This window comes from Nitrospiraceae bacterium (assembly GCA_020632595.1).
Classification (GTDB): domain Bacteria; phylum Nitrospirota; class Nitrospiria; order Nitrospirales; family UBA8639; genus Nitrospira_E.
Genome location: JACKFF010000012.1, coordinates 1 through 23,764, shown reverse-complemented (window position 1 = coordinate 23,764; position 23,764 = coordinate 1). Strand labels below are relative to the sequence as shown.

Annotated in this window: 22 protein-coding genes and 4 pseudogenes; 15 read left to right on the top strand and 11 right to left on the bottom strand. The window is 49.6% G+C overall.

The genetic code is table 11. The features are described from left to right. The first annotated feature begins 237 nt into the window (after nucleotides 1-237). Nucleotides 238-351: pseudogene (locus H6750_17340) on the top strand (Flp family type IVb pilin). A 148-nt stretch (nucleotides 352-499) separates the two neighbouring features. Here H6750_17340 and H6750_17335 read toward each other — a convergent pair. Continuing rightward, nucleotides 500-1,732 carry an IS256 family transposase gene (locus H6750_17335; protein ID MCB9776071.1) on the bottom strand — a complete coding sequence of 411 codons (1,233 nt, stop codon included), beginning with the start codon at nucleotides 1,730-1,732 and terminating at the stop codon, nucleotides 500-502. A gap of 336 nt (nucleotides 1,733-2,068) precedes the next feature. Between H6750_17335 and H6750_17330 the strand changes: the two genes are divergently transcribed. From H6750_17330 to H6750_17320, 3 genes are all read left to right on the top strand, one after another. Continuing rightward, nucleotides 2,069-2,623, top strand: a complete 555-nt coding sequence (locus H6750_17330; protein ID MCB9776070.1) for an OmpA family protein — start codon at nucleotides 2,069-2,071, stop codon at nucleotides 2,621-2,623. Nucleotides 2,624-2,989: 366 nt separating this feature from the next. Continuing rightward, the gene (locus H6750_17325) at nucleotides 2,990-3,364 is read left to right on the top strand and encodes a transcriptional repressor (protein MCB9776069.1); all 375 of its coding nucleotides are present in this window, start codon (nucleotides 2,990-2,992) and stop codon (nucleotides 3,362-3,364) included. 1 nt (nucleotide 3,365) lies between these two features. After that, nucleotides 3,366-3,851 (top strand): MerC domain-containing protein, encoded by a 486-nt coding sequence (locus tag H6750_17320; GenBank protein ID MCB9776068.1) that lies wholly within the window; start codon nucleotides 3,366-3,368, stop codon nucleotides 3,849-3,851. A 216-nt stretch (nucleotides 3,852-4,067) separates the two neighbouring features. Here H6750_17320 and H6750_17315 read toward each other — a convergent pair whose 3' ends face one another. From H6750_17315 to H6750_17305, 3 genes are all read right to left on the bottom strand, one after another. Further along, nucleotides 4,068-5,144, bottom strand: a complete 1,077-nt coding sequence (locus tag H6750_17315) for a 3-deoxy-7-phosphoheptulonate synthase (protein ID MCB9776067.1) — start codon at nucleotides 5,142-5,144, stop codon at nucleotides 4,068-4,070. 291 nt (nucleotides 5,145-5,435) lie between these two features. Next, nucleotides 5,436-5,768 carry a hypothetical protein gene (locus H6750_17310; protein ID MCB9776066.1) on the bottom strand — a complete coding sequence of 111 codons (333 nt, stop codon included), beginning with the start codon at nucleotides 5,766-5,768 and terminating at the stop codon, nucleotides 5,436-5,438. A 542-nt stretch (nucleotides 5,769-6,310) separates the two neighbouring features. After that, nucleotides 6,311-6,655, bottom strand: a complete 345-nt coding sequence (locus tag H6750_17305) for a flagellar biosynthesis anti-sigma factor FlgM (protein MCB9776065.1) — start codon at nucleotides 6,653-6,655, stop codon at nucleotides 6,311-6,313. Nucleotides 6,656-6,813: 158 nt separating this feature from the next. On the opposite strand from H6750_17305, the gene H6750_17300 reads away from it, so the two are divergent. Next, complete coding sequence (locus tag H6750_17300) at nucleotides 6,814-7,713, top strand: hypothetical protein (protein ID MCB9776064.1); 900 nt, start codon at nucleotides 6,814-6,816, stop codon at nucleotides 7,711-7,713. 47 nt (nucleotides 7,714-7,760) lie between these two features. Here the strand turns inward: H6750_17300 and H6750_17295 are convergent, their stop codons facing one another. Together H6750_17295 and H6750_17290 are read right to left on the bottom strand one after the other, a co-directional pair. Then, nucleotides 7,761-8,045: a hypothetical protein gene (locus H6750_17295; GenBank protein MCB9776063.1), complete on the bottom strand. Its 285-nt coding sequence runs from the start codon at nucleotides 8,043-8,045 to the stop codon at nucleotides 7,761-7,763. Between the two features lie 196 nt (nucleotides 8,046-8,241). Continuing rightward, nucleotides 8,242-8,667: a tetratricopeptide repeat protein gene (locus H6750_17290; GenBank protein ID MCB9776062.1), complete on the bottom strand. Its 426-nt coding sequence runs from the start codon at nucleotides 8,665-8,667 to the stop codon at nucleotides 8,242-8,244. A gap of 201 nt (nucleotides 8,668-8,868) precedes the next feature. Between H6750_17290 and H6750_17285 the strand changes: the two genes are divergently transcribed. Further along, a complete protein-coding gene (locus H6750_17285; GenBank protein MCB9776061.1) occupies nucleotides 8,869-9,957 on the top strand; it encodes a hypothetical protein in 1,089 nt (362 codons plus the stop codon). Nucleotides 9,958-9,980: 23 nt separating this feature from the next. On the opposite strand, the gene H6750_17280 is transcribed toward H6750_17285, so the two are convergent. After that, nucleotides 9,981-10,508, bottom strand: a complete 528-nt coding sequence (locus H6750_17280; GenBank protein MCB9776060.1) for a hypothetical protein — start codon at nucleotides 10,506-10,508, stop codon at nucleotides 9,981-9,983. Between the two features lie 113 nt (nucleotides 10,509-10,621). On the opposite strand from H6750_17280, the gene H6750_17275 reads away from it, so the two are divergent. Beyond that, complete coding sequence (locus tag H6750_17275; protein MCB9776059.1) at nucleotides 10,622-11,299, top strand: J domain-containing protein; 678 nt, start codon at nucleotides 10,622-10,624, stop codon at nucleotides 11,297-11,299. Nucleotides 11,300-11,437: 138 nt separating this feature from the next. Here the strand turns inward: H6750_17275 and H6750_17270 are convergent, their stop codons facing one another. Then, nucleotides 11,438-11,692 (bottom strand): hypothetical protein, encoded by a 255-nt coding sequence (locus H6750_17270; GenBank protein MCB9776058.1) that lies wholly within the window; start codon nucleotides 11,690-11,692, stop codon nucleotides 11,438-11,440. A gap of 209 nt (nucleotides 11,693-11,901) precedes the next feature. Between H6750_17270 and H6750_17265 the strand changes: the two genes are divergently transcribed. Beyond that, the gene (locus tag H6750_17265) at nucleotides 11,902-12,048 is read left to right on the top strand and encodes a hypothetical protein (protein MCB9776057.1); all 147 of its coding nucleotides are present in this window, start codon (nucleotides 11,902-11,904) and stop codon (nucleotides 12,046-12,048) included. A gap of 81 nt (nucleotides 12,049-12,129) precedes the next feature. Here H6750_17265 and H6750_17260 read toward each other — a convergent pair whose 3' ends face one another. Next, nucleotides 12,130-12,918, bottom strand: coding sequence for an enoyl-CoA hydratase/isomerase family protein (locus H6750_17260; GenBank protein MCB9776056.1), 789 nt, complete (start codon nucleotides 12,916-12,918; stop codon nucleotides 12,130-12,132). Nucleotides 12,919-13,185: 267 nt separating this feature from the next. On the opposite strand from H6750_17260, the gene H6750_17255 reads away from it, so the two are divergent. The 4 genes from H6750_17255 to H6750_17240 all read left to right on the top strand — a co-directional run bounded on the left by H6750_17255 (nucleotide 13,186) and on the right by H6750_17240 (nucleotide 19,546). Then, nucleotides 13,186-15,189, top strand: a complete 2,004-nt coding sequence (locus H6750_17255; protein MCB9776055.1) for an acyl-CoA dehydrogenase family protein — start codon at nucleotides 13,186-13,188, stop codon at nucleotides 15,187-15,189. A 272-nt stretch (nucleotides 15,190-15,461) separates the two neighbouring features. Then, the gene (locus H6750_17250) at nucleotides 15,462-17,552 is read left to right on the top strand and encodes a sigma 54-interacting transcriptional regulator (protein ID MCB9776054.1); all 2,091 of its coding nucleotides are present in this window, start codon (nucleotides 15,462-15,464) and stop codon (nucleotides 17,550-17,552) included. Between the two features lie 209 nt (nucleotides 17,553-17,761). Beyond that, nucleotides 17,762-18,079, top strand: a complete 318-nt coding sequence (locus tag H6750_17245) for a hypothetical protein (protein ID MCB9776053.1) — start codon at nucleotides 17,762-17,764, stop codon at nucleotides 18,077-18,079. A gap of 483 nt (nucleotides 18,080-18,562) precedes the next feature. Then, nucleotides 18,563-19,546: a hypothetical protein gene (locus tag H6750_17240; GenBank protein ID MCB9776052.1), complete on the top strand. Its 984-nt coding sequence runs from the start codon at nucleotides 18,563-18,565 to the stop codon at nucleotides 19,544-19,546. Between the two features lie 807 nt (nucleotides 19,547-20,353). On the opposite strand, the gene H6750_17235 is transcribed toward H6750_17240, so the two are convergent. Together H6750_17235 and H6750_17230 are read right to left on the bottom strand one after the other, a co-directional pair. Further along, nucleotides 20,354-20,800, bottom strand: a complete 447-nt coding sequence (locus tag H6750_17235) for a CBS domain-containing protein (protein ID MCB9776051.1) — start codon at nucleotides 20,798-20,800, stop codon at nucleotides 20,354-20,356. A gap of 199 nt (nucleotides 20,801-20,999) precedes the next feature. Next, nucleotides 21,000-21,485, bottom strand: a pseudogene (locus H6750_17230) (YbaK/EbsC family protein). Nucleotides 21,486-22,622: 1,137 nt separating this feature from the next. Here H6750_17230 and H6750_17225 point away from each other — a divergent pair. From H6750_17225 to H6750_17215, 3 genes and pseudogenes are all read left to right on the top strand, one after another. Beyond that, a pseudogene (locus H6750_17225) lies at nucleotides 22,623-22,778 on the top strand (type II toxin-antitoxin system RelE/ParE family toxin). Nucleotides 22,779-22,790: 12 nt separating this feature from the next. Next, nucleotides 22,791-23,108, top strand: a complete 318-nt coding sequence (locus H6750_17220) for a HigA family addiction module antidote protein (protein ID MCB9776050.1) — start codon at nucleotides 22,791-22,793, stop codon at nucleotides 23,106-23,108. 224 nt (nucleotides 23,109-23,332) lie between these two features. Further along, nucleotides 23,333-23,560 (top strand): annotated as a pseudogene (locus H6750_17215) (addiction module protein). Nucleotides 23,561-23,764 lie beyond the last annotated feature (204 nt).

Genomic DNA, 23,764 nt, shown 5'->3' with positions numbered 1-23,764 from the left:
TGTTGGTGGATTTACCTGTGCCATTTCTAAAAGTGTCGAGGGGTTTGTCAAAAGAGGAACGGACGGCTGGTTTGACGTCTTCCTCATAAGGACTAAGTGGGCGAGGGTAGTTAAGGCAAGCAAGGGGAATTGCTGGAAATAGGGCGCTCAATATGTTCGGTTTACCATTTGCATATAAGGTTTGGTGGAGAAAGTCCTACAATAGTGAGAACGTAGTTTCAGAAGGAGATTGCGAAAATGGGTGATTTTTTTTGTAAAGAGCATGGGACGGCAGCGATGGAATATGCCTTACTTCTAAGTTTAATCGGTATGATCGTCATCGGATCTGTTCAGGCGTTAGGCTCCAATGTGCTTGATAATCTTTCGGTGCTAGACCATGTTTTTGTATTGACTCAATCCAAGGATGACCTATTGCATCACCCATAGGTAAAAAGTTCCTACCATTTTTTAGGACTCTGCCCACTGAAGTGAGGTTCCGTCAAATAGTGTGTAAACAGAGTTAGGCGGCCACCTCAGTTTTCGATTGTTTTCCATCCACAAATTCCACTCCGCGATAGACTTCGGCCATCAACTCCGGATGTTTCACTCGACGAAAGCTCTGTTCCGCGACCATGAGCAGTTTCCAAATTACTGCGGTGGCATTGGCCACTTTCTTGTACCGTTTGGCCGCATCCGTGCGTAAGCGGACGGCGGCAAACGGCGACTCCACTGGATTCGTCGTGCGCAGATGTTGCCAATGCGGCTGTGGAAATTGATAAAAGGTCGTGAGCCGGTCCCAATCCCGCTCCAGACAGGTGGCGGCTTCCATGTGCCCCTGTTGTTCACACCACCGCACAAACTGCTCTTTTCGCCGTTCTGCCTCCCGGCACGTTGGCGCATAGGGAATCTGACAGAGGAGAGTCTTGGCTTCCGGTTGTGCGCGCTTGGGAAGTTTGTCGAGCACATTCAGGCTCTTGTGATTCCAACAGCGCTGTTCCTCGACATCCGGATAGACATTGCGCAGGCCCGCCCAAATCCCCAGATGGCCATCGCCAATTACCAACCGGGGGGTACGTAACCCACGAGCTTTCAGATCCCGTAACACGGCACTCCAGCTGGCGGTGGATTCTCGGTGGCCTGGCACGACAGCAAGGATGACTTTTTGCCCATTGCTCAACGCCGCCAACACCACGAGGAGGGCTGCCTTGTCTTTCTCTAACCCCGCTTTCACATAGAGGCCGTCTACCCAGAGATAGACGACCTCCAGGTCCTCCAGCGACCGGCTTTGCCAGTTCACGAATTCTGCCTGCCAGTGTGTCTTGAGTCGGGCGATGGTGGAACTCGAGAGCGGCGCGTCTGCGCCGAACAATCCACCAAGAGCCAGATCACAGTCACCCTGAACCAGCCCGTGCAGATATAACTCGGGCAAGAGATGATCTACAGCAGTGCTTTTTCGCTTGAAGAAGGGGAGTACACGACTGATCAAGCGTTCCTCGCACTCGCGGACCCGTGGACGCCGCACCATGCTCGTGCCGCAGCCCAAGGTTAACCGCCGTGGTTGGCCATACCCATTCCGGTACCCAGAGGACCCATCGAGGCCGATACGCCGGACAGATTTCTGTCGGCCAAGCAACTCCGTCACTTCCTCTTCCAAGACGTGTTGAAATTGTTGGACATGACCCCGAATCCAGACCTCTAAGGTCTCCCAGGTTGGGCTTGATTCACCAGTCTGCGTTGTGCTCTGCTTCTTCATGGCGGTGCCTCCTTTTGTTAACCGGATTTTCCCGGTGGGTTTCGTCACCCGAGAGGATACACCGCCTCTCTCCTATTTACACACCTTTTGAAGATACCTCCTGAAGTTGTACCTTCCTCTTCTTTTCTTTAATTCGTTTCAAAAAAATCTGATTTTATACCCCGTCATTTCGGGAAAACGGTTTTGAAATACTACGGAGGTGGTAGTGCAGTATGTTCTCCTCAAACGTTTAGAAAATATGATCGAATAGTCCACTAAAAAAATGATTATCCTCTTAAAATCTTAAGTCTTGGGGGTGCTTTGCCGAAAAAATGGGAAAAAGAAGGGAGTTGATATATGTTTGTACGATTTCTTGGGATTCTTATGGTGTGTGCAACATGGGGATGTGAGTCGCTTTCAATGACCCATCAGTCTGCGGATGTCTTGACGTCAGGGCCACCTCCGGCCACTTTGAGCTCTCTTTCGACAGGGGAAATTGAAGGCTCCTCGTCACTTGCCCAACGCATGAGTATTCCTCAAGGCCCTAAGACGGGAATATCTCAGGAAAAGCCCCCAGTAGATCCTTTTCCCACTGTGTACTTTCCATTCGATAGCTGGGAGATTTCCTCAGAAGTTCAAGATCGTTTGGATGCCACGGCTAGTTGGATGAACCGCTTCCCCAATTATGAACTCGTAATTGAGGGCCATACGGATGTACGTGGAACAGAAAGTTATAATATGATTCTCGGGGTAAAACGAGCAAAAGCTGTCCAAGAGTATCTGGCCAATTTAGGAATTTCCCGCAAACGTCTTGATGTGGTTTCCTTTGGGAATACCTTGGTTCTTTGTGAAGTCGACGACGAACATCAATGCCATCAATTTAACCGACGTGCTGACTTGCTCCTGGAGTAAAGCTTTTTCTACTGGTATATGCCCTTCTCCCTTGTCGAAATGCGTGAGTTTGACTTTTTGTAAAGTACCCTCCTGATAGATCTTCCAGGTCTTTCTTCCGGGATTTTCAGGATCCAAATCAGTTCTTGCGAGCTCTATTCATAAATGTTTTATATTTGTGTTGGATCTGACATCAAGAATTAAGAATTCTTCTTGATGAAGAGAAGTCTTGGGTCGGCTTTCCCGGATTTTCTCACCGTAATTGACAATCTTTTGTCGATATGTTATTTGCAATAAACTTGCAATAAGCAGTTTAAATCAGGTTTACATCTCTTGTTGAAGTTAGAACCTAGCATCAAAAAAGATCTGCGAGCTACAGGTCGACGCATGACCCGTACTCGCCAAGCCGTATTAGGTTTACTGCAAAGGACTCGTCAGCCAATAAGTGCTACGGAGATTTTTGAACAATTGCACCAGGAAAACGTGGCGATTGATTTAGTGACCGTGTACCGAACCGTGCATGTGCTGAAAGAGCTAGGTTTGGTTCTCCAATTGGACCTTCACCAGGAAGGTTCTGCAAGATATGAACTGAAAGAGGGGCGGGAACATCACCATCATATTCGTTGCCAGATCTGTGGTCAGATCGAGGATTTGTTGTTATGCCCGTTAAAAAAAGTCACAAAATTGATTGAACAACGGACGCAATTTATCGTGGATGATCATACCTTGGAATTCACGGGATTGTGTCCACAATGTCAATAAGATGATCAAAACTCTTGGACCGAGGCTTTCAAAAGCCGGCTCTATCGCTTCTCTGATTTGTGCGGTGCACTGTGCGGTGACGCCTTTAGCATTGCTTGCTCTTCCCGTCATAGCTGCACATTCCTGGGATGGTCTTGATGGAATAATAGGAGCTTTTTGGGCCGATACTACTGAATGGATGTTTTTGGGGGTGATAGCCTTATTGGCTGGATTTGGATTGTTGGCGACCTATCCTAGACATCGAGATAGCCGTCCTGCTCTTTTAACTGCTTGCGGACTTGTGGTGTTAATGACTGCTCATCTCCTGATTGAATCAGGCGGTGGGGTAGAGATCGTTCTTGATGTGACGGGAGCCTCTATGATCGCACTGGCTGGGTTTTGGAATCGAAGGTTATGTCACCATTTAGGTTGCCATACTCATGAGCACACGCATGAACCCAGCGGTTCTAAAATTCAACCCCTTCCTGATTTATCCTCAAATTCTTAAGCTTTTCTATCTTTTTTTGCTTGTTTACCGCAGGCTCCATTTCAGAGAATCTTTTTGTTAGTTCCCCGGAATCACGGTCTTCACTTTTTATGCCGAGCAGAGGCCTGATAATTTGGGTAGAAGAAAGAACTCGTTGATAATATGGGGTAAGAGTTATGGATTACCAAGAGGAGTCATGAGAAAAATCTCGATATTCGTCAAGAAACATTAAGTTGGTTATGAAGTCAAGATCTTACTTTTAGCAGACTTATCTAGGGCTTCTCCCAAATCATCAAGAAGTTGTTCTGTCTCTTCCCATCCGATGCAGGCATCTGTAATTGATATTCCCCACTCCAAGGGTTTCCCTGCTTCCCATTTTTGATTGCCCGACTTCAGGTTACTCTCAATTAACAAACCCATGATGGCGAGTTGGCCCCTCGTGAATTGCTCGATAACTGATTGAGCTACAGGAATTTGGCGCGTATGGTCTTTTTCTGAATTGCCATGAGAGCAGTCAACCATGATCGGTCGACTAATTCCCTCACTTGTTAAGCAACGCACGGCCTCAGAGATATCTTCCGGATTATAGTTAACTCGTCCTCCGCCACCACGAAGAACAAGGTGTCGGTCCGGGTTGCCATTTGTTTTGATAACAGAGGTAAGACCTTCGGCGTTTACCCCAATGAAACTTTGGGGATGTCGGGCTGCAATCATGGCATTGAGAGCGACTTGGAGTCCCCCATCCGTTCCATTTTTGAGGCCAACAGGCATGGATAGGCCACTGGCCATTTCTCTATGGGTTTGGCTTTCGGTGGTACGTGCTCCAATAGCCGCCCAACTAATTAAGTCAGAAATGTATTGGGGCGTGACAGGATCCAGAAATTCCGTGGCGCATGGCAATCCCAGGTTATTGATCCGGAGTAGAATAGAACGGGCTAGTTCAAATCCTCCCCCAATTTCGCAGGATCCATCCAAGTGGGGGTCGTTGATAAGTCCCTTCCAACCAACCGTTGTGCGGGGTTTTTCAAAATAGGTTCGAAGGACAATCAGGGCATGCTCCTGAATGCGATCAGCAACCAGTTTGAGGCGTTCAGCATAGAGAATGGCCGCTTCCGGGTCGTGTATGGAACATGGGCCAATTATGACTAACAGGCGATGGGAGTCTCGTCCATGAAGAATATCTCGAATGGCTTGCCGAGATTGAAGAACCATCTGGCCGGTTTGTTCGGGCAATGGGAGAGCGCTTTGCATCTGTTTTGGGGTCGGAAGTGGAGAAATATCGATAATGTTTCGGTTATTAATTGGTTCGGGCATACGACACGTCCTGGGTAAAATGAGAGAATATCTGGAATTGCAGAATTAAGTACCGTAACCAATTTATGCGGGATTTAACAACATTGTAATAAGAAACCCTATATCCAGGCAACCTGTCATTGGCAAACTGTAATTTGGCATTGTTAGAAAAGGATTGGTGAGAGTGGCCAAGAATTCCGAACAGAGAAAAAGGTGAGGTGGAGAAACTCCATGACATTCGAACGGAAAGTAGCCGAGAACACTGGATTATGGGAGTGCAATAAGGGAGGTCTATTTGGGCACCACAGCCCGTCAAACAGTGGTGTTGATCAAATTGGCCTGTTGAGAAGTATACCACCGCATGACATCTTGATTGGCGGGATCTTGAGTGGAGGTAAATGAAAATTTGGTGCCAATGACTAAATCTGTCGTGGGGTCAACCCACTCAATAGTTCCGGAAAATTTGGAAAAATGGTTGAATCCTGGCAAACGACAACTGATATGAAGATGTGATGAGGAGACGAGTGGCCACGCGGAAGGGGCGACACGAAACTGACAACCAGTCGGAGAAAGATTGCTAAGTTGAACGGGTAGCACCGCAAGAATTTTCCCCTTGTCACTGAGGGGTCGAACGGCTCCAGTCATATTGACCGTCAAACGAGGGAATGAGCGAGGGTGTTGGCGTGAAACGTTTGGTGGGGCAGCTAATCGAATTGTCGGGGGCTGTGTAAGAATTTCTTGGATGACAGTTTCAAATTCATAAATGTCCTCATCGATGCATGAACGACCTTTACAGGGGATCCCGCATCTTAGACTACTGAGTGCTGGATCTAGTGGGAGTGCACAGAGGAGGGAATGATCGGCTCCCAGTCCTAATAAATAGGTTTGGATTAACAATTTTTCAAGTGTGGAGGGAAAGGTCAACCAAATTGAGTTTGAACCTATGGCAAGATGCGCAGATGGCGAATTCATAATTCCCTTTTCGGTTGTGTGAGGCTATGTTACAAGGCTAAATTCAGGCCGGCAAGATGAGGATTAGAGAACAGAAAAGGACTAATCACAATATACAAGAACATGGTGAAAACTCTAGAATGTTTTCGGATGGCTATGGCCAACGCGTGGACCGAAAATTTTATTCGCCTAGAAAGGGAGTAAGGGAATGACTCTGTCCCTAAGCGACAACGAAATTACAATGTGGTTGGTGGTCGGATTTCTTCTGGGTGAGGATGCAATTCTTGAATGATTGAATCCGCTAACTTTTCAGCAGAAATGCCATAGCCCTGTGATTCAATGGCTTTTTGAAAATGTGCGATTTTGTCCTGTCGAACATCCGGTACCTGAGACATTTGTTGGAGGTAAAAAGAAGCCTCTCGACTGGAAGGGGAGGGGGATGTTCTGTCATCTTTGGCAGGGTTCGGAGCTAAAGTGGAACCCTCGTGGCTAACATTGGAAAATGACAAGGCCGTTTCCTTAGAAGAAAAGGATGGGACATCTCCTGGTGGTGTTGGTGGGATGGAGGAAAGTTGACTCATTGGTTGTCAAAAAGTATCCCAGGTTGAAATGAAATCTTAAATAAATATGAATAGAAGAATCAAATGGCATCGTCGGTCCTTCCGTTTTGGCTATGCAATTCTTCCGATGAACCCCCTCGTCATCTTGTGAGCGGCTCTCAGATAGGATTGAGATGATCATGGAACATGTTGTGGGCGCACGAATTCATCAATTACAAACCATTGATCCAGGAGAAATCCGGTTGGTCCAGTTAGCACTGCCTGAGGAGGTTGAGATAGGCGGAAAACTATATGCCCTCCGAGATACTATGCGTCCAGGAACGGCCTTTCTCGCAAAACCCTGGGGAGACCGGACGGGCAAATATCGAAGACGGATGTATACCCGGTCAAATGCTGCTTTAAACGAGCCGCGCTTGTTGGAGACGTTTATCAATTATACCCATCGCGACCAGTCTGATACCTCCAGTTGGTGGCAATCGGAAATGGCAACTGAGTGGTTTGAGAAGGGGAAAACTATAGAAGTTCGTCTTCAAATGGATGAGGAGAAGGGTGGCGCGTTGGTGTATGAAAATACCAAGGTATGTAAGGCTACGAATCTTCGTTTGGAAGACGATGGGCAATGGGAGGGAATGCGAATGGTCTGTGTGGCGTTCGGCACGGGAATTACCCCATTCTTATCCTATGCCCGTTATTTAAAAGCCAAAAATTTTGGTCAAACGGGAGGGAGCGGTGGAGCCCACCTGACGTTGGTGGCTAGTGTTCGCCATGAAGGGCAGTTAATGCTTCATGAGGAAATGGTCGCCCTTGAGCAACAATTCCCCGAACATTTTCGATATCAACCAGTGCTCACTCGATTCTGGCCGACTGCCTGGGGGTATCCGAAAGGTCGAATTCAGCGAGTGGTACACTCCGTATCCGGACACGAGCGAATCGATATTTCACCATTTCAAGCAATTGTGCCGAATATAGATCAATCGCATCTACGCATATGTGGGAGCGTTACGGCCTGCCGACAGCTTACTCTTGGGCTTGAACAAGGCGGGTTGGTTCCGCTGACGCTACGCACGGAGTCCTGGTAGAAGAAATCCATGCCGAAAGGCAGAGGGAATTTGGTGTGGATGATTCCCTATTCTCCTGCAGGCCGTGTAATGGAGTCTGGAATCGTGACATTGGGACGGCGCAATAATCGGATCACGGGGCGACCAAGGAAGGTGTAATGTCCACAGATCAGACAGTGCAAGCTGAGGGTGACAAGAAGTTCCTGTTCCAACTGTTCTAGATGTACGGTTCGTGACCCACATCGAGAGCAACGCGGATACTTGTCGGTGGAGGCCTTTTGGTTCACGCTTTTTTTAGGAGAGTTCTTGCGTGTCTTGGGGATTGGCTGGTCTGGCCGTGCTGACTTTTTCATGGATGAATCCTTGGTCAAGGTAATAGAAGAACTCACCTGGATATAACCAATTCTTGTGCCAAAATTACAGGGGAGAAAGTGCCAGGAAAATCCAAAAACAAACTAGAAATAGGCGGAAGGAAGCCGACACTAGGAAAAATTTTCCGGAGAAACAGGGTCAAAAATGCTGAGCTGGAAGGCCGTGGTCCGGCTAAATTTATTGACTGGAAGTGGGAGTCGAGGGCCGAGCGAGAATGGCCTCAGAACGAAGGCGGAGATTGGCTGCTTCCGATGGTCGGTTAGCTGCTTGCAGCATTCGAGCATATCGTTGAAGGATGGCCGCCACGTCGGGATGGTTTGGGCCATTCGCGGTTTCCTTTAATTTGAGGGCCCGTTCATATTGCGCAGCGGATTTGTCATACTCTTTCCGATCTTCGTAATAGGTGGCCAAACTATACAGACTACTTAGGAGCAGGGGGTTTCCCGGTCCTAACCCTTCAGCGTGTTTAACCGTGGCCAATAACTGGTTTTCTAACGCAGGGGTGGGTGATTCTGCTGTTTTTTCCGGAAGCGAGGATCGCGAAGAATTCGAGGGCTTTTTTGAATGGGAGGTACATGCGCTGAGGAGGCCGATCAACAGCATGAGGGTCCATATCATCCTAAAAATAGATCGTCTATTCGGATTCATAGAATTACACCCTGCCCAACACATCTTCAAAAAAGCCCTCAATAGAAACTCAGACCTGATTCTATGAACTCGGAGCCTGTTCTCGCAAGCGAAATCCCCAGTTTATGATGCACTAAAAACCAATTCCTTGTGCTATTTAATGGAGAAGAAAACACGATGACGGTCCTGTGGTGTTCGATCTCGGCCCATGGCTTTGGGCATGCCGCGCAATTAATGCCAATCTTGAATGAATTAGGTAGGGCGGTTGATGACCTGCATGTGATTCTACGCACTCAAGTACCTGCCGATTTTTTTCAACGGCATCTCCGGGTGAGTTGGGAGTTGCAAGATGTCCAGCAAGACGTTGGGTGTGTCCAGCGAGGGCCCTTGGATATTGATGTGGCGGAAACATGGGAGGCCTATACCAAATTTCACACACAGTGGGAGTCCAAGGTTGAGGAGGAAGCTCAGGCCATTCGATTGTCCGAGGCGCGACTGGTCATTTCCAATATTTCGCCTCTTGCCATCGCTGGCGCAGCGGAAGCGAAGTGCCCGGTGGTGGGAATTGCCTCGCTATCCTGGGATCGGGTGTTAGAGCCATTTGTGCAAGCCGATTCTGCTCTTCATCGTTCGATTCTCGAAACCATTCGTAAGAGTTATGGGTTAGCAGACTCTCTCATCCGCCTTTATCCGGGTATCGAGATGCCGGCTTTTGTTTCGACGGTTGATGTAGGACCTTCGGCGCCCTTGAGGAAACCAAATGGCTATGATTTGCGAAAAGCCTTGGGTGTGGGAGAGCATGAATTGATAGTCCTTATTGCCTTTGGGGGTGTACCCCTCAATCGTCTTCCTCTTGAGCAGATGGCCGCAATGGCCGGGTTCCACTTTTTAATAAGCGAACTCCCATCTTTGTCTTCTTACCCCTCTGTCCACCGTGTCGAAGATCTTGCGATGCCATTTGGGGAAATCAGTCAACAAGCGGATATCATCATGACCAAGCCGGGGTATGGAACCGTGATCGCTGCGGTACACGATAAGACGGCATTGGTCTACGTCCGTCGAAATAATTTCGTTGATGAACAAAGTTTAGTGGATTATATCCATCGACACGGGCGTGGAAAGGAGTTATCCCGTGATGACTTTGAATCGGGCAATTGGGAACCGACTCTTCGAGCTGTGCTTACCGTGGCGTTTCCATCTGAACCGCTTCCGTCGCCGGGCATCGATGACGTTGTTCGTCAGTTAAAAGCATATTTGTCGTACTGAAGGGAAGCGGTCCGTAGATCTTTTTAAGCACTGTCCGGTATCAGAGGGGGATAGGGAGAGACCGTATGGGCCTCAATCGTATTGAAAACACGCGATGCATTCAATTCTCGTTCTTTCCAAAAGACTCCGATCACTTCGACGGAAAGATCCAATGAAATTGACGGTGAGCCTTGCGTACGATCGTGTTGACCAAAGACGACAATGGATTGTTCCCCCTCGGCCAGGCGAAAGACAAAGCGTATGGCTAACTCTGAGTCAGTAAGGTGCATTTCCGGTTGAGTGACCACTCCCCGAACGGCCACGAGTTGTTGATGATAGGAAGCTGGTTGATTGAGCAGCATGGCAATGGAGACGGGTTTGGGTGATGTGGTAAAAGTGGGGGAAGGGGGGCGAAAGAGGAGTGGCCGGAGGGGCCTGGGCGTGGATGGCACGGAGGCAATTTTCTCCCGGGAAACTTCCAAGGGAAATGCCGGTTGATGCGTAATGTCCGTCCCACCGAACAGGAGAACAGTCCACCCTCCAATCAACAGAACTTTTGAAAAAATGGTCATATAGGAAAAGCTGTTTTGTTTAAAAAATATTCAGGAATAAGTAAACGTGGATATGCGCGAAAACCTGCACGAATAAACAGGTAAAGAATTTTTTTCTGTAAGGAACATAGTAAATGCCAGTCGTCGATTATTATGCGGTTCTCGGTGTTGTTCTTCAAGCATCGCAAGATGAGATAAAAAAAGCATATCGTGCATTGGCCCTTCAATATCATCCTGACCGTAATCGAGGGAATCGTCAGGCTGAACAAAAAATTCGTGAAGTCAATGCAGCCTATGAAATTTTGGGAGATCCGGATGCCAGAAAAACGTATGATCGAATGCGTTTGGGCTATGTCGAGCCGATGGTGCACCGACGGGATAGAGATCCGGAACCTGAGCCGGAAGAATCCATTTCTCCGTCAGTGGTCTTGCAACGAATGGAAGAAACTCTTCGCGAGGAATCTCGCAAGCAACTATTTATGGTTTTGATACGCAATACACAAAAAATCAAAGAAGAATTAGGCATTATTCGGGAACGGGTCATTCGTGCCCAGGGATATGATACCTTTCTGGAAAAAATTGTCATCCAGCGAGGCCGGGAAGTGTTAGAGGAACTGGTGTCTGTGGAGCTCAAACAGCGCCGAGAGCGACTCGTGGATATAGCCGTGGAAATGGTGTGCTCGGCCGTTCCAGGTTCGTTTCGAGGGGAAGAGCCAATGGATCAGATTCGACGAAGTTTAGGGCAGGCATATCAGGAGGGATGGATCCAAGGATACGAACAAGCTTGTGAACTGCTCTACGAGCGCCGGTAATCAGGACGGCTACATGGAGACCAGCGCCAATGGAAGTGGATAAGGGAACTGAGGAACAATGAGGAGGCAAGTCTTGCTTAAAATCGGATGCAGCAAATGGGATCCCCCATTTGCCGGATCATGGGCGTTTCACAATCCTCAGCGATCAAAGGGAGAAGAGGGTTGCTGGAAGGAATTGCCTTTTGAGGCGTGATGCCTTGATGTGGATAATGCCTGAGCCTCCTTCGACAAGGTCACCTGGTCCTGGATGGGAGAGGGGACGCCTCGTTCCCGATGGCTTTTGGCTTTGCCACTCTCCTCATCGGAACTCACGGCGGTCACCTGTTTTCGTGAATGATCTCCCGATGATGCGGGTTGCAGAAATTGAATAGCTCCTACTTCCGGTAACGTCATGGTCAGTACTCCTTTGCTCTCCTGAATGAGTTCGAGACTCCCCTTACAATCTCTGTATCGGTATGTGCTCATAATGCTTGCGGCGAGGGAATGGGTGGATTTAACCAAATGATATAGAATGTGCACGATTTGCCAAAAATGGCAAGGAATCGGTTGAGACGCCCACAATCCTTGATAACGAGTGAATGGGCTATAGAAGAGTAACAGGCATGTTAAAGCAATGGCGTGATTGGACTATCTTTGAAGTCGAGCGGTACAAAGGAAGAGTCAGTTTAATTGATCGTGTGCTTCCCTTTCATGAATTTCACGAGCCTATCATTACCTCTCGGGTATTATGGATGCAGGAAAAGCGGTGATTAGACTGAGCAGGAATCTTTAGAAGCAACTGATCCATCCCCCCTTCGTTTCCTTACAGATTTGCTAAAACACTTGGGGTATCAGAGGCCCTTGAAATGCGGAGTGCGCTTTTCTAAAAAGGCTGCCAGCCCTTCTTGTTTATCTTCGGATTCGCAAAGTTTTCCAAACAAGGTAGCTTCTACCAGCAATCCCTCACGAAGTTTCAAATCCGATCCGCTTTGAATAGCCTGAAGGGCTGCTCGAACAGCACGTTGACTTTTTGAGGCAATCCGACCGGCGAGTCCGATAGCCTGAGACATCAAATCTTTATCAGAGAAAACCTCAGAAATCAGTCCACATGTTTTGCCATCCACTGCCGAGAGAGGATCCCCGGTCAGAATCATTTCAGTGGCTTTCGATTGGCCGATGAGACGAAGCAGGCGTTGAGTCCCGCCGAACCCAGGGATCAGGCCAAGATTAACCTCCGGTAGGCCGAGTTGAATTCCTTCAGCAGCTAATCGGATATGACAACTCAAGGCTAATTCCAAGCCTCCGCCGAGGCAGATGCCATTGATGGCAGCGATAATGGGTTTCGGCGAATCCGCAATTTTATTGAAAATTTTTTGTCCCGTGACAGCCAGTTTTTTGCCTTTTGGCTTGGATTCGATTTCTGCCAACATCCGGATATCGGCTCCTGCAATGAAAAACCGTCCTGTTCCGGTGATGATGATGACCTTGATTCGATCATTATTGGCCAGATCGTCCAGAGTTGATTCGAGTTCACCAAGCCCTCGGGGTGTAAGCACATTTGCGGGAGGATGGTTGATCGTCACCGTCGCGACATGATCTGCCACCTGTTCGGTGAGCCATATGCGAGGAAGTTCGCTCATGGTCTTGTCTCCTCTGGAGAGTCGTGCATTCTTGGCCTGCCTGCACTGGCCGAGTCCCTGAAGCATTGGGGAACACTTTGATAATATAACTTTATCCTATCATAATGGTAAAATATTATTAGTTTAATATTATTCCTTAAAGACTGTAAAAAAAGGATCGTTTGAAAAATCATCTGGGCTGGAAAAATCTATGCAGGATTCTGCGAGATTTGCAGAGTCAGATGCCCTTTTGGTTTCCGCCAGAATCCACAGAAAGGAGGTCCGGACATGTCGCAACTTTTCAAAGGCATGGAGCAAATAGAAGAAGCGCGCCAGGAAATGGCCGGAGAGAGTTTTATGGCGGGTCTGTTTCTGGGAAATCCAGACCTTAATCTGCTGTTTCCGCCGGATGAGTCGGACGAGGAAAAGCAAATCGGCAAAGAATATTGCCAGAAAATTGAAGAATTTCTAAAGCAGCAGGTAGATCCGGACGACATCGAACGAATCGCTAAAATTCCGGAGCATGTGCTCAAGGGCCTGCTGGAGCTTGGAGCATTCGGGATGAAAATCCCCAAAGAATATGGCGGGCTGGGATTCTCGTATACAAATTACGGGCGGGTGCTGATGCTGATCGCGAGCTGGAGCAATATCCTGGCCCTTACAGTTGCGGTGCCACAGTCCATCGGAATTGCCATGCCGATTCTTCTCTTCGGAAACGAAAAGCAAAAAAAGGCCTTTCTCCCCCGAGTGGCGAGAAAGGAAATCTCGGCTTTTGCGCTCACAGAACCGGACACCGGATCGGATGCGGCCAATATTCAAACGAATGCCGTCCTCAATGCATTGGGCACTCATTTTGTGGTCAACGGTGAAAAACTCTGGTGCACGAATGGCTCCCTCGCCAGCCTGATAACACTGGTGGCCCGCGTGCCGGCAAAACGGATATTCCTGGACGGGAGGACCAAATGGGTCCCCGTGCCCGAAGGCAAGGGGGCTGAGGGTTCCGTCCACACGGCGTTCATCCTGGACATGTCCAGTCCCGGCGTGAAGATTCAGCAACGATGTCAATTTGAAGGATGCCGGGGCATTGAAAACGCGCATATGACATTCACCGACGTGCAAATTCCAATGGACAACCTCATTGGAGAAATCGGGAAAGGCTTGAAATACGCGTTAACCATTCTGAACGTCGGGCGAGCCATTAGTATTCCGGCTTTGTGTTTGGGAATGGCCAAGCAAGCCTGGCAACCCACGTTGGATCGTGCGAATTCACGTGTCACCTTTCAGCAGCCGTTAAGCCGGCGTCAAACCCAAATGAGGCGCGTGGGACAGATGGCGGCGGATCTTTTTGCCATGGAGGCGTTATCCTGGCTGGTGTGGCGTATGGCCGATCATCACGCGTATGACATTCGTATTGAAGCCGCCATTGCCAAAATCGCGTGTTCGGAAAAGGCGATTACTTTTCTCAAAGGGGCTCAAATAATCTTTGGAGGAATGGGTTACGAAAAGGTTGATTCTAAACGGATTCGCGGAGAGCCGGCCTTCGGGATTGAACAATTGGTTCGGGATATTGAAATGTACCGTATCGGGGAGGGAGCCACGGATATTCTGCGACCCTTTGTAGCCCGTGAGGCCCTGAACCCGCATTTGGAGCAAGCCAGGAATTATCTGGACGCAAAAGGCAAAACTCTGGCACGCATCCGGGAAGGGGTGAAGGTCGCGCAATGGTACCTTCCCCGATACCTTGATCTGTGGAAGCGGAAACCTCTTCCTTCCCGTCCAGCGATAGATCATCCCACCGTCCGCAAGCACCTCACGTATGTCGAACGGGCAAGCCGCCGTCTGGCCAGAGCCATTTTCTACATTCTGGCCATTCACCAGGAAGGGATTCGTGATGATCAGGGCAGGCAAAATAGGATCGAGTCGGTGGGGGAAGACATGTTGATCATTGCGGCCACGGCGTTATGGGCTGAATGGCAGTATAACCGGGAAGGAGATCCCGGAGTCTGGGATCTGGCCGATGAAGTGTTTTATACGGCACGCAAGCGGATTGACCGGATGATCCCGGAAATTATTCATAATGATGATCCCGTTATCGCATCCGTTGGAAAACGGGCGTTTCTGGGGCAATACCCAATGCTGAATCACGGCATCATTCAACGGGGCCTTTTCGATTATATCCCGAAGGTGCAAGCCGAAGCGGTGGAGGAGCAAGGATCATATGAAATGACCAATCGGGACAATGCGGTCCTCACGGCACTGACCGATGCGGGCTATCGGTTGCATGGGCAATGAAGCGCGTCTCTTCGAGGTGTTTCTAGATATTCATTGAACGGTTATTGAGGCGGGCGTGGAAAAACTTACCTAATAAGCGCAACGCACCATGTTCATAAAGATACCCCCAGGAGAGCCGCACGGCGCGCGATTGCCGAGCGGATGCGAAGGTTGGGGGATTGAGCGGGGAGGAGGTCGCTGGCGGACTTTTTCACGATCCTGTTAGAATTTTCTTTCCTATCTCATAGATGTTGGCCTAAGGGTAGGCATGCACCTTTGCTTAGGAAGAGCACATGGTGTCCTTTCCACTGTTCCGCACGTTCTTTAATTCCTCAATACACTGCCGGTTGCATGTTCTTCTTGCCTTGTTTCTTGCCGGACTTTTCGGGATGGTCGCGTTTACGATTTTAGGAATCCAGGATCAGGAAGTTGATGCCCTGATTATAGATCTGGCGGGTCGGCAGCGAATGCTGCAAGAACGGCATATGAAAGAGGTTCTTATGGCCCAGCAGTATAGGAAAGCCAATTCTACCCCTACAACAACAGAACTGCTGGAAACATTGGAAACTCTGCTCTTTGGAAGAAAGATTACAGTCAGTTGGGCCAATGATCATGAGGTAACAGTTCCTCCTGCTCCGACCGAAGCGATCCGACTCGCCATCCAAGGGCAGCAGGAACTTCTTGTCCAATTTATCGCCCGATCTGACGGCTTTTTGAAAGGGGCGCAGGACGGACCTGGGGAAAACGCTTCAGCCTTGGAATTGCTACAACTCTCCGACGATATTGTCGCCAAGGCGGACACACTGGTGACCCTGTACGACGCCTGGGCAAGCGCAAGAATTTCCAGACTGGTTCAATGGCAAATTCTGCTCGGTGTGATTGTGGGGTTACTGGGAGTCTTGCTGATAAAGCAGATCAGGGCAGGCAACAGAAATTTGGAGTCGGAAGTCCTTGAGCGCAAACAATCCGAAAAGATCCTCCGTGAAAGCGAACAACGCCATATTCAAGTCCTCGATTCAGCTATGGATGCAATCATAACCATCGATCAAGAGCGCTGCATCACGTTTATGAACCGCGCAGCCGCGACCACATTTCACATATCGGCTTTGGAGGCAAAAGGGGAGCCCCTGCAGCGATTCCTGACCCCACGATCGTGGAAAATCCTACATCAACATATCGAGGCTCATCATTCCACCTCTCAGGTGGAAAGCTATATTTGGGAACAAGAAGGATTCATGGCCCAACGGGCCACAGGTGAAGAGTTTCCGGTCGAGGCAACTCTCTCTCGAGCGAATATCTCCGGATACAATAGTTATACCCTCGTTATGCGGGATTTGAGCCTGCGTCATCGCATGGAATCCTCCCGCCCTCACCCGGTCTCTCCACTTTTTAAGGGACCGCTCGCTCACATCCCATCGTTTGAAGATATCATCGGAGTCTCCTCGCCCTTGCAGCATGTATTCGAGCAAATCCGCAAGGTGGCTCAAACAGATGCCACCGTGCTCATCACCGGAGAAACAGGGACGGGCAAGGAATTAGCCGCCCGAGCCATCCATCGGTTGAGTCTCCGGAAAGACCATATCTGGATGAAGGTCAATTGCGCCGGGTTGCCAAGCGGCCTGGTAGAAAGTGAACTCTTCGGCCATGAAAAAGGCGCGTTTACCGGCGCCACAGACAAAATGAAGGGGCGTTTCGAATTGTCGCACGGGGGCACGATTTTTTTAGACGAGGTGGGGGAACTCCCACTGGAAACGCAAAGCAAATTGCTTCGGGTCCTTCAAGAACATGAATTTGAACGGGTCGGGGGAACCCAAACCCATCATGTCGACGTGCGCATCATCGCGGCTACCAATCGGAATCTCGAAGAAGCGGTGGGCCTCGGTGCGTTTCGGGCCGACTTGTTCTTCCGGCTTAACACGTTTCCTATTGCGATGCCGCCACTGCGGAATCTCAAAGACGATATTCCCCTGTTGACCCAATATTACGTTGAACGTTTTAGCAAGCAACTGGAAAAGCGAATCGAAGAAATTAACCCGGCCGTCCTGGATCGGTTGGTTCATTATGAATGGCCCGGAAATGTCAGGGAACTCGCCAATATTCTCGAACGAGCGGTCATTCTTTGCGAAAAAGGTGTGCTGCTTGCTCACCACCTCAGCTTTCTTCAGTTTCCGGGTATGCATCCCATGGAAGAGAAGATCCAGACTCTCCAGGAAAACGAACGGCTTCATATCCTCAGAGCTCTGGAAAAGACAGGAGGGCTGGTGAGTGGACCTCATGGAGCAGCCGCTCTCTTGGGACTCAACCGGAGCACGCTGCTTTCTCGAATGAGAAAATTCGGGATCGTCCCTTCCTCCTCTCGTTCATTCCATGAGAAAGAATCGTGATGATATTTCAGCACTTTGGTGAAATATCACCAATCCGTCAACACATCCCTTCCATTTTTCAACATCCTCTCCCTCAAAAAATCCTGAAAAATCGTAATGTTTTGGTTGTCTCTGTCTGCCGATAGGACCGGTTCAACTTTTGCTTCTTCTTATAATTCTTAAAGGATACAGCTCGTCAATGATTTTAATTGAGGGAGTCCACGCTATCCATGCAAAGTTGGACGGAAACATTGATTCCACTTTTTCGGATGCGCAAGGTCTTCGAAAACGAACAACTCACGTTGTTTAAGATTGAGGGTGCGCTTACCACACAAAACGCAGAGTTATGGGAAGAGGAATTCGCCCTGATAATGCAACGTCTTGATCATCCCGTAATTTTTGATTGCGCGTCTCTGAGAACCACCAACCATGCGCTGACCGCTATTCTCCAACATCTCATGTCCGACAAAATGTTTTTTTTGAATCTTTCAACACCGGTCAGAAATATGTTGCGATCCGCAGGGTTGGGCGCGAATGTGCTGGATTAATAAGAAGAGTGCAATCACCATGACTCATCAGAAGATTCAGAAGAATAGGGGGAACAGGACCTTGGAAAAGAAGGAAAATTCTATGACCTGTATGGCGATCATAGTCATTCTCGTCGTAGGAGGAATTCTTGGCAACCCTTCATCTCTTGCCATTTCTTCTCTGTTACCAGATTACCCAGGCTATCAAACGGGAGCGGCTGTTGTTCCCGAATGTGGTTCGCCGGGAGCCACTGATCCTAGGCAGCCAGGTTTTGAGGTGTCTCCGGTTCCCAGAGAGGCATCAGCGTATCAAGATGTCGATGCTGTCAATGCTATGGCGGAAGTTCCGTCACGTTTGGAAAGCCGGGGCGAGAGGGTGCTCCGCAAGGTCATGGTACATCCGGATAGTATTTTCTCCCAGTCTTTGGGGCGATTCATCTCAATAAATAGTCGGAGAGGGGGATGTGAAATTTCCCATCCGATGGAGAGGAAAAGGTGGCACTTATGAAACCCAGAGTGGATCCCTTAGATGTGATAGTCGCAGTAGGCATGTTCGCGACGATTGTGGGAGGGTTATTTTTTGTCGTGGCCAGCTATGGGTCCTGGGAAGTCCCTCCCCCATCCAATGCGAATAATCCCATAACGGCAAAGAGTGTGATGCAATCCCTCCAAACCAGCATGGGTGAAAGGATTGTGGAAGTGGCAAAGCTGGACTACGCCTTTAATAACTCTATTGATGATGTCACGGCATCTCTGACTCACGCTTCCAGGAATCTCAACGCGTTTAACCACAAAGCCCCCATACCCGAAATCGTGCAATCCCGCCTGGTCCAGGCACAAGCGGAACGTGAAGGTCGACTTCAATATCTCATGGGGAAATCCATTGTCACCTTAACAGGGCAGGGTGTCCGGTCTGGTCTGTTGACGGCCAATACCCTCAACGCGCCTGTCAATGATCGGATAATCAAGACTGCGGCGAAATACGGCGTGTTGGGCCAAGAACGGTTCAATGGAGAAAGCCAGGCTTTAATGGGGCGATGGATCACTCAGGAAAGTCAATCCCGGCAACGCCTGCATGCCCTTCTTCAGGAACGGATGGGCCAGGCGATTGTCCAGAAAGCTTCAATGGAGCACGTATACGGGACGAAACACTCTGCCCTCCAAACCCAGTTGCAGGCCTTGACATTCGCTGCCATACGATCGGAAACCCCGGGGATGCGATTGGCGCAACTGTCACAATCGGAGCAGGGCATCAGGCCATCCCTTGGAGCAACACCATCGGCTGCTGGGGTTCAAATTTCCTTTTCTGGGCTTTGGAGCGAAAGGGCTTTCATTGCCTACGGCATCGCTTTCCTGGTCCTGCTTCCGGGCGTTTTGATCTGGAGCCTCACCTTTCCCAGGGCATCGGTGGAAAGGACGGTGAACATGGATCGCATTCTGGAGCTGACCATGGAATTGATGCCCAGGACGCCTGTGAAAATACGTTAGGGGTGATGGACGCTAACAAAACCGAATCAACACCTGACACGGGTGTATGAAGGAATGGAGTAGCCTTGACGCCTTGTGAAAACCGGCAATGGGACCATGGAAAAATGGTTTAATGGGAGTGTTGAAAAATGCCGCCAGCGGCGTTCTCGCCCCTAGGCCGTGCTCACGTACTCCTCCGTACGCTCCGCTCGTCCAAGCGGCTGCGGCCTTGCTGGACCGGCCTTTTTGAACACTCCCCTATTTTTCTCTGTTGAGCCTCCGTGACTCAGAAGCGAATGAAACGACTAAAATTCTACAATATCAACAGTCCCTTAATGTGCTTCAGACCGGGCAGATGGAATCGAGGCTAATTGATGGTGTTGGAGGAAGAAAACGCCATGATGTGGGAAATGAACGAAACCCTATGATGATGATGGTAATCGCCGAGGGCCATAACCGGAGGCTTTTCCCCGGGGGAAACTCCAGGCAGTCCGGGGACTCCTTCCCCAACAATCTAGAGGGGAGAACAGGAAGGAGGAGGTCGGATACTCCCATTCCAACTCCGGGAGGAATCATGGGAGCAGCCGTATGTGCGAAGAAGAATTCCTTGTGGGTGAGGGTCCCGCTTGCGGGGAAAGTGATGCTGGGTTGAGCCATTACTACCTCCGGTTCGACTCAACATCGCCACTCCGTAGGTGGGGCCTCATCCCTGGCCCTTGTGGCCAGGGTACGGGACGGATTGTCTCCCTGTCCCCTGGAAATTTCTGTTAACTGATTCTTCTTTTTCAGGAATGGACAGGAGTCATGATCGAAGACGGGGAGAGAGACCTATGAGGTGATATACTTCTCAAGTTGCCGAATCAGTTCTTCCTTCTCCTCAAGCAACAGCACGACCAGATCCCGGACTGAGACGATCCCGACAAACTCTTCACCATCGTAGACCAAAAGATGTCGGCAATGGTGTTCCTTCATCAGATTCAAGCAGTGGTTCGCATCGACCGATGGACTGACCTTTAAAGGCTTGAGAGTGATCGTATCTTTAATTTTGACCTTCTCGGGATCTTTTCCTTTCCCTACGACATTTTTAATCATGTCGCGTTCGGTCAACAGTCCCCGGATTCCTGTCGAATTGGTCACAACGAGTGCCCCAATAAACTCCTCGGTCATGAGTTTGGCTGCCTCGAATACCGATCGGTTCTCATTGATCGTAACCACACACCTGACGATGGTTGAGGTAATATTCATGGCTTTCCTCCTCTCACTCAGGTGGATCATGACCGGCTTATGATCTCATAATCTCGTATCCCCTAGGCCACATACATAGGTTTGCCATTCAGCCTCAATTTGAATAGCGTGGCCAACTGAATACCCATTGAAACAACATGCATAGAATCTCTGCGTGGAGCCTGGCAATCGGCACCTAATTTCCTGCGCCAAATCTCAAAGGAATGTTCCACTGGCCGGATCGTGTGTTTCAATTCCCCGGGATTCCCGCTGCCAGATAGAAATTGGTCACTTTGGGATGGACCAGGTCGGCAAAATCCTGATACCGGAGCTTTATCACCCTGAGATGGGTTCCAGCTTGAAAGACGATCTCCTCATCCTCCGCGAGCGATTCGTCAACAAACACCTCCAGGCCATAAAGATTCCCAAATGGTGGCATGGCTCCCACACCACAGTCAGGAAACAATTCTTGAAACTCCCCTTCTGTGGCCAGCCGCACGTGTTCCCCTCCAAGCACATCAGAGAGACGTTCGAAATCCACTTTGTGATTGGAAGGTAAGACCGCCATCACAAAACGATCATCCGCTTTGATAATCACGACCTTCGCTAACATCTTTCCGGAAATATGGAGTGTATGCGCAATCTCCGAAGCGGTATACGCTTCTTAATGGCGTATTAACTGATAGGCAACCTTGCGTTCATCGAGATAGTCCTGTAATCGCGTTAATATTGGCATGGCGACCTCCTTGGTGTGAACCTGCCGGTGTCCTGCAATGGTCTAAACTGAAACCATGCAACCTCCTTTCTTCTGGTTGAACATTCTATGTCAAGAAATTGTGCATCAATCCCAAAAAATGGGCAAGTCGAATTTCTATGTCTCAAAAAAGCCAACACAGAGAGAAGTCTTCTGACAATCCTCCTTTGATCCGCGGAAATTGCCGACCTTTGGAAAGGATCTGACGGACTCAATTCTATCCCCCGAATATCATGTTTAACTTTCGCTGCACAGACGACACCTTGATGTCGGGCATTGCTCGTCCTTATGAAAATCACTGAGTTTCAATGCGCGGACCTTCCTGTAAGTGAACCCACGCTGACCGGTAGAATCGCCGGTCTGCCCCTCAACCGCGGACTTCGTTAGGCGTACGATTTTGATAATTTAATTCGCAATTGGGAAAGGACCGAGGGTTTCTTGACATGGTTCCTGCCCTGTTCAAGAATCCCCTAAATTGAGATTGGCTTCTTTGTGTGTTCTCTGGCTAAGACATTCACAGGGAGGCGGAAACCTGAAACAGCGAACGAAGTTAAAGTCTGTGCATGAAGGCCAATATGTGGCTGAGGTAGAGGTCGCGCTGGTGGAAGACAATACCCGTTGGTCCCTTTCTCAGTGTTGAAGATACCTACAAATTAGACGATGTAAAAGATGCTTTTTGCCAGGGAGACTTGGAGACGGCCGCGAAATACGGGCGAATCTACAACCTCCGCCCGAGAGCGCATCATCGATGATAGCATACCAAGCCAATCAAATGAGCGGCAAAAAGGTATCGCCGCTTGTTTGGGGCTTTAGGGACGCCCTTTGGTGAAAAGGAAAAGGGGCCAGAGTACTTTTCGGGGGACTTTCACAGGGCAGGAAGTCGAGGAATGCAGATTGGTCGTCTTCCTTATGGAGACAATAGCACCGACGGTCCCCTGATTGAGCATGCGTTAGGCCTGACCAGCCACTTGTCCGCGAGGAATACGAGGCACGGTAGGAATTCGTTACGCCAACCGAGAGCAGGAATACAAAAAAAAGTAGCCTGTCCGCTTTTCCTGCCTCCTTGACGATACTAACGCATAGCGTCAGTATTTGCTCATGCCGATCCGGGTCGGAAGACTGGATGATCTACGGGTACCGCCGGGCAACCGGCTGGAAGCCTTAAAAGGCGACCGCGCCGGGCAGTATAGCATCCGCGTCAACGATCAGTTCCGTGTGTGCTTCGTGTGGACGACGGAAGGCCCGAAGGACGTTGAGATCGTGGACTATCACTGACGGAGAGACAGCATGCGTAAAGTTCCCTATCCGCACCCAGGTGAAATTCTGCTGGAAGAATTCCTGAAACCCATGGGCATCACGCAATACCGGCTGGCCAAGGAGATTGGCGTTCCGCAGCGGCGCATCGGTGAGATCGTGGCTGGTGCGCGTGCCATCACGGCCGATACGGGCCTGCGTCTATCGCGGTTTTTCGGCATGTCCGAGAATTTCTGGATTGGCTTGCAGATGGACTACGAGGCAGCCAAGGCCAAGGATTCCCTCGCTTCGACGCTGGCAAAGATCAAGCCATGGACGCAGGGCAAGGTTCCTTCAGGCACCCCGGTCTAACAAAGCACTGGAGCCGACCGCGCAAAGCCGTTGCATTGTGGGAAAGCTCGGTGTGCTGCAGCTCAGATTGTCGTTCCGCCGACCGCAGGCGGAGGACGGAGTGCTGAGGGGGTTGAAGAGGGCTGTGGCTGTTTGACGTGGGATGGAGGGAATTTGATTAGCGGGTTCAAGACAACGAAGAGGAGCAGGGGGGACACTACTACTGTAGGCTATGGAGGTGTGATATGTCTGTGTCCCTAAAACACATTGAAGAGCAGGCTCGCGCATTGACCGCCGAAGAACGCGCCAAACTTGCGGAATCCATGCTTGAGTCCTTGCACACGCCTTTGTCCGAAATCGAAGCAGCTTGGGCGGAGGAAATCGAATAACGGGTAGCGGCATTCGATCGCGGCGAAATTCCCTCCTATGCGGCCGAGGATGTGTTCGCCGAAGCCCGCCGCATCTCAAAGTGAAACGCGCACGATTGATCGCGCCGGCACGGCGCGAATTCCTTTCTGAGGTCTCTTTGTATAATAATGGCAAAAAAGTCTGACCTTGGAGGTCGTTTTGCAGCAGCTATTGAAGAAGCTACAACCCGCACTGTCACATTCCCACTTACGGGCTCGCCGGCTTCGAAAAATACGCGCCGCGTATTCGTCAAGGATTTCCCGTTCGCG